We start from the raw sequence: 12145 nt of genomic DNA on the forward strand, positions 1-12145 counted from the left end.
TTTGGCGTGTTCTTCACATCGAGGACCACCTGTACGAATACCATCGGCGTTCGGTACCAATGTGGTCGAATGCTCGTCACTACAACCAGGGGACAGAAGTGAAACTGATCAGAACAGCTACGGTCGCGGTGGCGTTGACCGCTGCGGTAGCCACCGGAGCGGGCCACGCCGTAGCAGACCCGTCGTCGGACACGGTGAACTACCAGACGTCGGTCAACCCGGATGGATCCGTCAAGACCATCCTCGACGCCGGACTGTTCCGTGTCGATGCGACCAGCGAGACGGTGTCGGTCATCGACCAGGCCGGTGTCACGCTCGCCTCGGTTCCGCTGGAGTACACCGTCAACGGCACCGTCTACTCGATCGCACCCTTGATCGGTGCCGAGGGTCGCGAGTTGACGTTGACTCCGCAGACTGTTCCCGTCGCTGACGTCGCAGGCCCGCGGACCAAGCAGCAGGCGTTCGACAACATGGTCAACCAGCTGGCAATCGGCTGGAACAACGGCGGCGGTGTCGGCACGGCAATCGGTGCCGGCCTGGGCTTCGCCATCGGCTGTGTGTCGATCTTCCCGAACTTCATTTCCGGCTGCATCATCGGAACCGTGATCGGTACCGTCGCCGGAGCTGTAATCGGAACTGCGAACGGCAATCCGCAGGCTCAGCCTGCGGTGTTCGAGTACTTCACCACTCCGTAAGTACGTCGGCTTCGAGCCGAGGAGTGTCGAACAGCGGGTAGGGCGCAGACGCCCTACCCGCTGTTCTCTGTTCTACCGGTCAGCGCGCGGCGCATCGACACAGCCTTGACCATCGTCTCCTCGAACTCCTCGTCAGGATCGGAGAGAGCGACGATCGCGCCTCCGACGCCGTACGTCACTTCGTGCTCGGTGGCCACGATCGTACGAATAACGATCGAGAAGTCCGCCGTGCCCGTGATCGAGAAGTAACCGATGGCACCCGAGTAGACCCCACGCGGCCCGTCTTCGAGCTTGTCGATGATCGCCATCGTGCGAATCTTCGGAGCTCCGGTCATGGATCCACCCGGAAACGCTGCGCGGATACAGTCTGCTGCCGACGCGTCGTCGCGCAGTCGTCCGCGAACTGTGGATACCAATTGATGAACTGGGGCGTAGGTCTCGACATCGAACAACTTCGGGACGTGCACCGACCCCGGTACACAGACCTGGGCCAGGTCGTTGCGCACCAGGTCCACGATCATCAAGTTCTCGGCTTTGTCCTTCTCGTTCGCGACGAGATCCGCTTTGAGCGCGTTGTCCTCTTCGGCGGTGGCGCCCCGGGGTCGTGTTCCCTTGATCGGCTTGGACTCGACGATGCGGTCGGCATCGATTCGCAAGAAGCGTTCCGGAGACGCGCTCAGCACAGACACTTCGGGAAATTTGAGCAGGGCGCTGTACGGAGTGGGGTTGATCTCGCGCATGTACGAGTAAGTAGCCGCTGCGTCGATGGAACCGGCAACGGTTGCTGTGTTGGTCAAGCAGACTTCGTAGGTCTCACCCGAGCGAATTTCGGCGAGGCACTGGGAAATGAGATCCAGATAGCGGGCGCGGTCGTGGCGCAGTCGTGGTTCGACCGAACGATCGGCTCCGAGCAGTGGAGTACCGGATCCGCCTGCACTCGAACGGGCAGTCGTCGTGGTCGGTCCGGACAGGGCACGCAGTGTGTCGGTGACCGAGTCGAACCACTCGGCCAGTACGGGATCGCCCGGCGTGGTAGCCAAGCCCATCAAGTAGAGAGTCCCGGCCTCGTGGTCGAAGACCAACGCGCGATCTGCAAAGACCATGGATGCGTCCGGGGTGGCAGACGTGTGCACCAGTTGGCCGCCGGTGTCCGCCTTGAGCTCGTAGCCCAGATACCCGACGTAGCCCAGCCCGAAGGCAAACGGGAGGTCGTGCCGAGGGGGAGTGGCTCGCTCCCGCAATCTGTCGTCGATGTAGTCGAAGAAGGTGGAGTGAATGTGCTCGGTGCTGCCGTCGGCACCTTCAACGGTCACGGTGGTCTCCGCAACGGAATAGGTCACGTATTCCGCGTGCGGCCCCGAGCAATCGCCCATGACGGTGAACCGGCATTCGGGCTCGAGTGCTGCGCTACCGTCCAACCAGAAACTCTTCGAGCCTTGCGCGAAGAGAGCCTCGAATACCCGCTCGGAGTCGAATTCCTCGTCCAGAGAACGTGTTTCGATGGTGAACATCGAATCTTGGGTACCTGCAGCACTCGATTCGCTGGACTGGGCCAACGTCAGGTCGCGAAAGTTGGCCAGAAGCTCGCGCCCGTATTCGGTGCTGATGGACTCGGGATGGAACTGCACTCCCCACATCGGCTTGCTGCGGTGCCGAACTGCCATCACCAGGCCGTCCGGTGTCCATGCCACTTCCTCGAAGTCGGCCGGCGTTCGCGTCACGACCAACGAGTGATAGCGCACTACCGAGTAGGGCGACGGAATCCCGGCGAACAGATCGACACCGGTGTGCGTGATATCGGTGATTCTGCCGTGCATCGGCGCCGGAGCAAGATCCACACTTCCACCGAACAGGTGGCACAGGCCCTGATGCCCGAGGCAGACACCGAGAATCGGCAGCCCGGACTCCATGATCACGCGACTGCTGATGCCGAAGTCCTGCTCCAGATCGGGGCGGCCCGGACCGGGGGAGATGACGACATTGTCGTACGCGGCGAAGTCCAGTGACGTCCACTCGACGTCGTTCTTGACCACCGTCGGCGGGCGGCCGTTCACCTCGGCCAAAAGGCTGTACAGGTTGTAGGTGAACGAATCGTAGTTGTCCACCAGAAGCGTGTTGATCGTCATCGGCTTGCCTCTACCGTTCGCTTTCGAGGCCGGGCCCGCTCGCAGGAGAATCGATGATCAGATCCTCGACGCGACATGCCTCGGCGATCATGGATCGGTACAGCTCCTCGAGGAAATCGGGGGACAGGCCGTTCGCCGACGCGAATTCGCGGGCGCGTTCGGTCACCAATCCGACGCGTCCGGGTTGCATCATCGGAATATCGTGTTCGCGTTTTACGTGTGCTACCCGTACACACACATCGATACGATCCCGAATTGCTGCACGCAGTACTTCGTCGATTCCGTCCAACTCACGTCTCAACTCGACGAGCTTCTGCTCGCCGACTGCGCGATGACCTTCGGATTTCGCCTCTGTGGCAGCCGTGCGCAGGGCTTCGTTGGAGCGCTGATCAGAATCCTGGCTCACGAGTTACTGCCCCCTGATGTTTCGACTCCAGTGGTGATGTTTATCGGAATTCGCTGGCCTTTGTTACCGCCGACATTGCCGATCGACGACCTGCGCGGCAATCGATGCTCGATCATGACACCTTGCGCGGTTTCACCGCCACTCAACAGTATTGGAACCCACGAAAGCGCGACGATAAACACACCGTCCGCGTTCCGAACGTACGCCGAGTTGGAATTGCACAAAAAAACTGCACCGCCGGATTGTTTCCAATCAGGCGGTGCAGCCGACGAAAATCACGCGCCGCGGCGCTTGACCTTCAGCAAGTCGAGGCGCTCTTTGAGCAGTTCTTCGAGCTCGTCCACCGAGCGCCGTTCCAGCAGCATGTCCCAGTGGGTGCGCGGAGGCTTCACCTTCTTGGCCTCAGGAGCGGTCCCCTCGATGAGCGACCCTTCGAGGCCGTTACGGCAGGCCCACGTGCCGGGGATCTCCGCGTCGTCGGCGAACGGGACGTCGAACTCTTCGCCGTTGTCGCACCGGTATCGAGCAACGCGGCGCGGGGCCAGGTCGTGATCACGATCGGTCTCGTAACTCACGGCTCCCAGTCGGCTGCCTCGAAGTACACGATCTGCCATGGTGAAGTCCTCTCCATCGATAGTAGGTACGCGCGTCGGTGTCATCCGTCGACACCGAGCTACACCGTCTACCCACTGATCTACAACGTCGCCACGCGTCGGTTCGTTCCCGAGCCGATGAGACCCGGTGCCGTGCCGACGGCGCAACTGATGAACGCATCTTACCTTCCGGTCGCAGTAGGCTGAACGACCATGTCCGTCAGAACCCGCCGCGACCAGACGTGCACGTGGTGTGGGCGCCCCGTTGCCGACTCCGGAACCGGGCGTAAGCGGCGGTACTGCCGTCAATCCTGTCGCCAACGCGCCTACGAGCAACGCAGTGCGATGAAAGGGACATCGATTCCGGACGACTCGATCGTGCTGACTGCCGAGGAGGCGTCGGCCGCGGCCGATCGAGCGTTCGAGGTCCGGTGCGCCGCCGAGGATGTCAACACCGCGGTGACCGAAGGTGCCGATCCCGCGGAACTGCACCGCTTGTGCAGCGAACTGCTGGCCAAAGCGCGCGACGCGGAGCGCTTGCGCTGACCGCGACGGCGGGGGAGTCGCGGCACATCGGGACGCTGAACTGCGGTTCCTCTCTCGTTCACCGGCTCCGTGGACAATGGTCGAGGTCCGCGTATCTGCGCGGACCTCGCGACACAGCAAGGAGCTCCATGGCGTTCTGGGATCAACTCAAGTCCAAGGCACAGGAACTGAACGGCCAGCTGCAGACCAAGACCAGCCAGTTCAAGAACAAGGAATTCGCGAACGGCAGTATGGCCATGTGCGCACTGATCGCGGCAGCGGACGGCACCATCGATCCCGCCGAGCGCCAGAAGACTGCCTCTCTGATCGCCGGCAACGAGGCACTTCGGGTCTTCGAGTCCGACGAACTTCGGCAGAAGTTCGACTGGTACTGCGACAAACTCCAGGGTGATTTCGATTTCGGCAAAGTCGAAGCGACAGCCACGATCGGCAAGTTGAAGTCCAAGCCCGAACAGGCCCGAGCCGTGATCCAGATCGGCATCATCATCGGCGGTGCCGATGGCCATTTCGACGATCATGAGAAGGCCGCTGTGCGCAACGCGTGCTTCGCGGTGGGAATCGATCCGACCGAGTTCGAGCTCTGAGACTCCCGATCCGAAGTTCCACGACACCGGATCGCAGCACGGCGATCGACGAAGCAACCACTTCGTCGATCGCCGTTCGCGTCAGGCGTCGTGCACTGTGAAATAGCCGGATTGCCGGGATACTGGTGACACTCCGACGGCATCCGCCGATGTCGTCGATCCGTTGGAGATCCGGTTGTTGCCCACCAGCCAAGGGACCGTGCATGACAATTGCCGCGATCTACCTCGTCATCGCTTTCGGTTTGGGCGGCCTTGCCATGGCGGTTCGGCTACCTCCCCTCGTCGGTTTTCTTGCTGCGGGATTCGTCATCAATGCCCTCGACGTGGGTGAGGTGCCTCAGCTCGAGCTGATGGCAGATCTCGGCGTCACCCTCTTGTTGTTCGCCATCGGCCTCAAGCTCGACGTCCGCATTCTGCTGCGCCGAGAAGTGTGGCTGACAACGTCGGTGCATCTGGTGTCGAGCATCGTGGTCGGCACCACCATCCTGTGGCTGGCTGCCGTCGCCGGATTGGCCATGTTGTCCGGACAGAGCCTCACGACGATTGCATTGCTCGCCTTCGCCATGTCGTTCTCCAGCACTGTGTTCGTGGTCAAGGTTCTCGAAGAACGAGGGGAGTCACACGCTCTCTACGGGCGCGTGGCTATCGGTGTCCTGGTGATGCAGGACATCGTTGCCGTGGTGTTCTTGACCGTCACCAGCGGCACGCTGCCGAGCCCTTGGGCGCTGACTCTGGTACTGCTGTGGCCTGCCACTCGGGTCCTCCGAAGAGTGTGGAGCGGCCTCGGCCACGGCGAGATGCAGTCTCTGTTCGGCATCGTGATGGCCTTGGTGCCCGGGTACGCATTGTTCTCCGCCCTCGGTCTCAAAGGAGACCTGGGTGCGTTGATCGTCGGTGTGTTGCTGGCATCGCATCCTGCCTCGTCCGAGCTGTCGCGATCGTTGTTCCACATCAAGGAACTGCTGCTGGTGGGCTTCTTCGTGTCGATCGGTCTGACCGGGTTGCCGGACCTGCCCAGTCTCGGCGTCGCACTGCTCATGGTGCTTCTGCTTCCATTCAAATCCGTTCTGTACCTCGCTCTGTTCGCCATGATGAAGTTGCGGTATCGCACAGCTCTGCTCGCGGGACTTAGCCTGATGAACTATTCCGAATTCGGTCTGATCGTCGTCTCCGTCGGAGTCACGACCGGTCTGCTGGCGCCTGCGTGGTTGGTGGAGATGTCGATCGCGGTGGCGCTGAGCTTCGTCGTGTCGGCACTCGTGAACGGCCGAGGACATTTGATGGTCGAGAAGATCGCAACCCGACTGCCGGATCAGGATGAGCAGAGCCTGCACCCGGAGGAGCGCTCCGGGGACGCCGGCGACGCAGAGGTCGTCGTGATCGGAATGGGGCGCGTCGGGTTCGCGGCCTATCAGCGGCTCACCGATCACTACGGTCTCGATGTGGTGGGTGTCGACTACGACGGGCCTCGTATTCGCCGCCTCGCCGATCAGGGACTGCGAGTCATCGAAGGGGACGCAACCGATCTCGATTTCTGGCATCAACTGCGGCACTCGGAGTCGGTACGGATAGCCGTGCTCGCGATGCCACGTCACGGTGCGAACGTCACGGCACTCGCCTGTCTACGAGAATCCGGGTTCAGCGGCACCGTCGCTGCCGTCGCCCGCTACGACGACGAAGTTCAGTGGGCAAAGGAACACGGTGTGGACATCGCCTTCAACGTCTACGCTGGCGCGGGATTGGAGCTGGCGGATCAAGTAGGGCATGCACCCCCGACCCCCGTCGGCGAGGCTTCGGACGACGACCTCGGCACACCCGATGCAGACAGCGTCCTCCGACCGGCGACGGAACCGGGAACGTACAAGGAGAGCCAGTGACCGACCGTTCGACACCTTTCAATGCCGAATGGAACTCCCAGGCCAGGGGAGAGACGCCGACTCAGCAACTCGACCGCAACTGGCTGGGGCTACTTCAGGAATTGCGCGTCGAGCAGACCGGGGTACAGCTGTTGACCGGATTTCTGCTGACTCTGCCGTTTCAGCAACGGTTCGACGACGTCTCCACATTCGGGCGCGCTGTGTATCTGATGACGGTCAGCGCTTCGATCATCGCAACCATCCTGTTGATTGCACCCGTTGGGATGCACCGAATTCTGTTCCGTCACAAAGCAATAGGTGTACTCGTACAGGTCGGCAATCGACTCGCGATCGCCGGCTTGGTCATGCTCGGCATCGCACTGGTGGGAGTCGTAGCTCTCACGTTCGATTTCGTGGTGGGCCCGCTCGTCGGCATCGTGGCTGCTCTGGTCGCTCTGAGCCTTCTCCTCGCATTGTGGGTCGCACTGCCACGGTGGTATCTGAAATCTCGATGACGTCGCCGGAGTCGAGAGATTCGGTGGTGGTTCGCCTCACGCTGGCCAACGACTGCGTTTCGCGCGATACATCTCCGAGTCCGCGATGCGCAGTACGTCCTGCGCAGACTGCCGCACGTCACTGTCCGCGTCGATGTGTACCGCTGCCGACCCGACGCTGACGGTGAGCCCGGACAACATCCGGGCCTGTCTCAGGCTTGCTACGAGCTCCGCAGTTCGGGCAGCGAGGTCGGCAGGCCGACCGACGGCGATGCACGCGAACTCGTCACCGCCCAGCCGTGCGACGATCCAGCGGTTCGCGGCGAGCGCCCGAAGATGCTGGGCTACATCGACGAGGACAGCGTCGCCGGTGTGGTGTCCGTAGTTGTCGTTGACGCCCTTCATGCCGTCGACATCGGCGGCGACGGCGCACATCACCTTCGGTTCGACATCCGGCGTTGTCATCGCGGTGGCAGCTACCGCAGCGAACAGCCCGCGACGGTTGTGCAGACCGGTCAGCGGATCCACCAGCGATTCTCTTGCACGAGAACGGAGTTCGCTCACGTACACCACCAAGACCAGTGGAGAGGCGAACATCAGCAACATGGTCAAGCTGTGTGCGGCGACGACCCAGCCGCTGGCGATGTCGGCCTGGACCGTGCGTACGGCCACGACGGCCAGAATGGCCGTAGCGAAAAGCATATGTATGGCGCAGGGGAGTGGCGGCACCGCTATTACGGCAAGCATCGTGATTACAGCGAACAAGACCGTTCCGCCCATTGCCGTCAACGCCGTGTCTTTCATCACCAGGCTGACCGCGATGGATATATCCGAATACACGATGAACGCGCTCAGCAGACGCCGGCCGGGCCATCTGCCGAACACCCAACGCAGCGCGACCGGAAACGCGGTCAGACTGATGGCGACCACTGCATACACTCGCCAACCGCTGTACTCCTCGGACGGTGCGCTGAGCAATCCGATGAGCCCGATCGAGAACGTGCCCAAGCCGACGATCAATCGAATGAGGCGAGTTCGAGTCGCGTCCAGATCCAACAACTCCGACACCGACGTGTCCTCGCGTGGGCGTGACGCATTTCGACCCGAGGCCGAGCTGAACGGACGAACGGCAAACATCGAGTGACCTTCGGCTGGTTTTTGCCCCGACTGACAATTCCACGGAGCGTAGCAGGAACGGTCTTTTCGACCGGTCGATCGCCGATACTGACCACTGTGACTGTTTGTCCCTCGAGCGACAGTCGCCGATGTCAGGTGGCGATAGTTGGCAGCCGCTCCATCACTCCGAATCGTCACTGTGACGATTCGGAGTGATGGAGCCGGACCAAAGAGGCGAAGGGCGGCCCGGGGTTCGGCCGAATCCGAGCATTCCATCCATTCGCGGCGAGGAGCCGCCCGCCGGGCGAGGTCGACGGATGACCGCCGAGGCATGGTAGAAAGTGGATCGCGCGATGGGACATTCGACGCAGGCATATCGAGAATGCGTCAGTCCACGCGAGACGGCGCGGCCGACCATCGATACAGCTTCCGAACTGCGATCAGTTTTTGCCGATAATCAACATTATGTCAAGTCGAACTCCCGGCACTGCATCCGACTGCGACGCGCAGACTTGGCGCTGGTGGTATGTCCAGCATTCTGCGGTGCGGTGGCCGGGCATCGAATGAACGAACACCAGGCATCACTCAAAGACCCATGGTGCAATGTCGATAGTGAGGAACGTGAAGCAATACGACGAATTCCGATATGCAGGGTTTCCGCTCGGTCAGGCGGGGAAATCCGCGCTACGAGATAGCGTTTCGTTCGACCGGATGTCGCCCAGGTTCTGTTCCAGCGCGTCGATCACGGCGTCGTACCCGCTGTTGCCCAGAATCAGCCGGCGTGGCGGCGGGTCTTGAGCCATCGCTGCGATCACCGCGCGGGCACCGCGATGCGGATCGCCCGGTTGCACCCCGTTCATGTCGACGAAGGCGGTACGGACCTCATCCAGCATGTCGTGGTATTCCGGAATCGCTTCCGCGACAGGCTCTTCAGCAAAACCAGCGTAGGCGTTCGTACGGAAAGCCCCTGGTTCGACCGCCAACACGGAGAGGCCTTGCCCGGCGACCTCCTGGCGCAGCGCGTCGGTGACGGCCTCGATCGCGTACTTCGTGGCGCTGTAGTAGCCGAATCCGACCGCAGCCAGAAGCCCAGCCACTGAGGACACGTTGACGATCCACCCGCTTCCGCGGTCGCGCATACCTGGTAGCACTGCTCGCGTGACGGACAGTACTGCGAAGAAATTCAGCTCGAACATCGCCCGTATCGAAGCTTCGTTCATGCCCTCGATCGATCCGTACCAGCCGCGGCCGGCGTTGTTGACCAGCACGTCGATACCGCCGAAATGCTCTTCGGCTGTTCGTACCGCCTGCAGTACCTGTTCCGCGTCGGTGACATCCATGGGCACGACGAGAACGCGGTCACCGTACTGATCGGCCCACGACGCCAGGTCCGCTGGACGCCGGGCGGTGAGTACCACGCGGTCCCCCGCCTCCAGCGCCACCTCGGCGTACGCCATGCCGAAGCCGCCTGGCGTGCCGCCGGTGATGAACCATCGTTTGCTCATGGCTCGATCACCAACCGGTCGATAAACGCGCCGTCCAGGGTGAAGCGGTAGTGCAAATCGACAACTCCCCCTGGGAAATTGCCTTCCAGGTGCTGCTTGACGTCGACAGTCGTGCCGGTCGTGGTCGCTCCGGTGAACTCGGTTGTGTAGGTGTACTCACTCTCACTGACCGATGCGGTCAGCCAGGCCTCGATCTCGCCGCGGCCCGAGTGGTCATGGCCTTCATCGGTCACTACGGCATCTGCGGTGAACACAGTGAGCGCTCGAGCGCCTTGTCGGGCGTCCAGTGCGGTCATGAACATCTGTACGTTGTCCGGGAGTCCATCCCATTCTGTGGTCATGACACCACGGTGACGCCTCCCCCAGGGGGAAGGTCAACACCGGGTCGGCACACTGGTGTCCACGCCCGACACCTGCCCGGGGCCACGACGGTCGCTCAGTTCGGACGATCCGCCATGCGAGGTATCGCCGCGACAAGAGTATTCATCGCGGTGTCGGTTCCCTCGATCGCAAGACTTCCTGCGGTCAGCGCGTCAGCAACAAGGAGACGGCCCGCGACCACACCGGCGACGGTTCCCGAATCGCCGGTGACCGTGGCGTCGGCACCGCCTGGTGCAGGGCCTCGGGTTACTGTCGTCGATGACCCGGCGTGGATGATATGGACACTTTCCCCGTCGATCGTGAAGTCGTACACCCCGCTCCCCTCCGGCTCGCGGCTGGCGATGAGCCTGGCGAAAACAGTCAGGCTCCATTCCGGCTGAAAGTGTTGGTCCGGTGTGCGGTCCGAGTCGAGTTGGTGCCGGGCTCCCCAGATCGCCAGCGGCACCAGCGCGTCGGCGAGTTCCCAGCCTGCGTCAGTGAGTTCGTAGACCGTCGATGCGGCCGGAGGTGGGAGTTCCCGCCGTGCAATCACCCCGTCGGCATCGAGTTGTTTGACGCGCTCTGCGAGCAGGCTCGTACCGATGCCGTGCAGCGATGCCGCGAGGTCGGTATAGCGCTTCGGCCCTGCCATAAGGTCCCGAACGATCAACAGAGTCCACCGTTCGCCGACGGAATCCAATGCACTGGCCAACCCGCAGAACTGCTGATAGCTACGCCGAGTCATACCGAGAGCATACATAACCGAAGCACTGAAATAGGATTTATGATTGCCTACTTCTGAATCTTATGTAATTGTGTCATCGAATTCCTTCGACGAGAGGACATCCGATGTCCACTACCGAGGCGCGGAACTTCGTCGACGCGTTCACCGACGTCCGGGCCCGGTCCGGCTCTTGGCGCTACGCGCGCGAACCGCGGGATACGTACACCCGAACAGCACAGGAGGACGCGTCATGAGAATTCTCGTGGTCGGTGCCAGCGGTTACAACGGCAGCCGCATTGCGGCTCAACTCCGAGAGCGGGGTCATTGGGTGCGCGGGTTCGTCCGCGACAAGCGCCGCGCTCCAGCCGGATTGGACCATTTCGTAGTCGGAGACGTCGCCACCGGAGTCGGACTCTCGGAGGCGCTCACGGATATCGATGTCGCCTACTACTTCGTACATTCTTTGGATTCGACCGATCAAGACGGTCGAGACCTCGCCGCAGCCCGCCACTTTGCGTACGCCGCGAACTCGTCCGCGCTGCCTCGCTGCGTCTTCTTCAGCACCCTCCCCGCCCCCAACGGTGCACCCGCACCGCTCTACCAACGCAACCGCCTCGCCGTCGAACAGGAACTCCTCGCCCTGTCCGGGATGATCGTCGTTCGCGCTGGAATGGTCCTCGGCCACCGGTCACGAGGAATGCGGCCCTATGTGCAACTCATCCGCCGCGCTCCCCTGATCCCGATGGGCCCATGGCGCAGACATCGCATGGCTGTCGTCGACATCGCCACCACCACCGACTGCCTGATCCACGCCGGCACCACCCCCGAACAGATCGGCCGCATCGTCGACATACCAGCATCGGGCGAACCCACACATGAGCAGCTCGTGCGCGCGATCATGGACGCCCTCAACCTGCACAGACCGATCGTCAGAGTCCCGTGGAGCACGCCCACGGTCGACGCATTCCTTACTTCGCGCTTCACCGATGACTCGTTTCACTTCAGCCGACATCTCGCCAGCATCAACCGATTCGACTACATCGTCGACCCCACGCGCTCGCGCCCCTTCGCCCACATCACACCCCTCCCCCTGGATTCCGCCCTCGAGATGGCAGTCCGTGACACCCGGTGACGCCGAAT

General features: G+C 62.1%; 14 protein-coding genes. 7 read left to right on the forward strand and 7 right to left on the reverse strand.

Annotated elements, in window-relative coordinates:
- The first annotated feature begins 98 nt into the window (after positions 1-98).
- A complete protein-coding gene (locus tag CH275_RS00925) occupies positions 99-695 on the forward strand; it encodes a hypothetical protein (protein ID WP_094674328.1) in 597 nt (198 codons plus the stop codon).
- Between the two features lie 53 nt (positions 696-748).
- Here the strand turns inward: CH275_RS00925 and pabB are convergent, their stop codons facing one another.
- From pabB to CH275_RS00940, 3 genes are all read right to left on the reverse strand, one after another.
- Positions 749-2821 carry an aminodeoxychorismate synthase component I gene (gene pabB, locus CH275_RS00930; RefSeq protein WP_094674330.1) on the reverse strand — a complete coding sequence of 691 codons (2073 nt, stop codon included), beginning with the start codon at positions 2819-2821 and terminating at the stop codon, positions 749-751.
- 10 nt (positions 2822-2831) lie between these two features.
- Positions 2832-3227, reverse strand: a complete 396-nt coding sequence (locus CH275_RS00935; protein ID WP_256990800.1) for a chorismate mutase family protein — start codon at positions 3225-3227, stop codon at positions 2832-2834.
- A gap of 275 nt (positions 3228-3502) precedes the next feature.
- Positions 3503-3841, reverse strand: coding sequence for an RNA polymerase-binding protein RbpA (locus CH275_RS00940; RefSeq protein WP_027497120.1), 339 nt, complete (start codon positions 3839-3841; stop codon positions 3503-3505).
- A 192-nt stretch (positions 3842-4033) separates the two neighbouring features.
- Here CH275_RS00940 and CH275_RS00945 point away from each other — a divergent pair, with 192 nt between their 5' ends.
- The 4 genes from CH275_RS00945 to CH275_RS00960 all read left to right on the forward strand — a co-directional run bounded on the left by CH275_RS00945 (position 4034) and on the right by CH275_RS00960 (position 7321).
- Positions 4034-4366 carry a hypothetical protein gene (locus CH275_RS00945; protein ID WP_094674332.1) on the forward strand — a complete coding sequence of 111 codons (333 nt, stop codon included), beginning with the start codon at positions 4034-4036 and terminating at the stop codon, positions 4364-4366.
- Positions 4367-4494: 128 nt separating this feature from the next.
- Positions 4495-4950, forward strand: coding sequence for a tellurite resistance TerB family protein (locus CH275_RS00950; RefSeq protein WP_094674334.1), 456 nt, complete (start codon positions 4495-4497; stop codon positions 4948-4950).
- A gap of 203 nt (positions 4951-5153) precedes the next feature.
- Positions 5154-6827, forward strand: a complete 1674-nt coding sequence (locus CH275_RS00955) for a cation:proton antiporter family protein (RefSeq protein ID WP_094674336.1) — start codon at positions 5154-5156, stop codon at positions 6825-6827.
- The gene (locus CH275_RS00960) at positions 6824-7321 is read left to right on the forward strand and encodes a DUF6328 family protein (RefSeq protein WP_094674338.1); all 498 of its coding nucleotides are present in this window, start codon (positions 6824-6826) and stop codon (positions 7319-7321) included. The genes CH275_RS00955 and CH275_RS00960 overlap by 4 nt, the downstream gene beginning before the upstream one ends.
- Positions 7322-7357: 36 nt before the next feature.
- On the opposite strand, the gene CH275_RS00965 is transcribed toward CH275_RS00960, so the two are convergent.
- The 4 genes from CH275_RS00965 to CH275_RS00980 all read right to left on the reverse strand — a co-directional run bounded on the left by CH275_RS00965 (position 7358) and on the right by CH275_RS00980 (position 11026).
- Complete coding sequence (locus tag CH275_RS00965; RefSeq protein WP_179275907.1) at positions 7358-8437, reverse strand: GGDEF domain-containing protein; 1080 nt, start codon at positions 8435-8437, stop codon at positions 7358-7360.
- A 644-nt stretch (positions 8438-9081) separates the two neighbouring features.
- Entirely contained in the window at positions 9082-9921 is an 840-nt protein-coding gene (locus CH275_RS00970) for an SDR family NAD(P)-dependent oxidoreductase (protein WP_094674342.1), read from the reverse strand.
- A complete protein-coding gene (locus tag CH275_RS00975) occupies positions 9918-10262 on the reverse strand; it encodes a nuclear transport factor 2 family protein (RefSeq protein ID WP_256990801.1) in 345 nt (114 codons plus the stop codon). Before CH275_RS00975 ends, CH275_RS00970 begins: the two co-directional genes overlap by 4 nt.
- Positions 10263-10357: 95 nt before the next feature.
- Positions 10358-11026, reverse strand: coding sequence for a winged helix-turn-helix transcriptional regulator (locus CH275_RS00980; protein WP_094674635.1), 669 nt, complete (start codon positions 11024-11026; stop codon positions 10358-10360).
- A gap of 104 nt (positions 11027-11130) precedes the next feature.
- Between CH275_RS00980 and CH275_RS29830 the strand changes: the two genes are divergently transcribed.
- Positions 11131-11259: a hypothetical protein gene (locus CH275_RS29830; RefSeq protein WP_256990802.1), complete on the forward strand. Its 129-nt coding sequence runs from the start codon at positions 11131-11133 to the stop codon at positions 11257-11259.
- Complete coding sequence (locus CH275_RS00985; protein ID WP_094674344.1) at positions 11256-12137, forward strand: SDR family oxidoreductase; 882 nt, start codon at positions 11256-11258, stop codon at positions 12135-12137. Before CH275_RS29830 ends, CH275_RS00985 begins: the two co-directional genes overlap by 4 nt.
- Positions 12138-12145 lie beyond the last annotated feature (8 nt).

The sequence above is a fragment of the Rhodococcus sp. 06-235-1A genome (assembly GCF_002258785.1).
Lineage (GTDB): Bacteria > Actinomycetota > Actinomycetes > Mycobacteriales > Mycobacteriaceae > Rhodococcoides.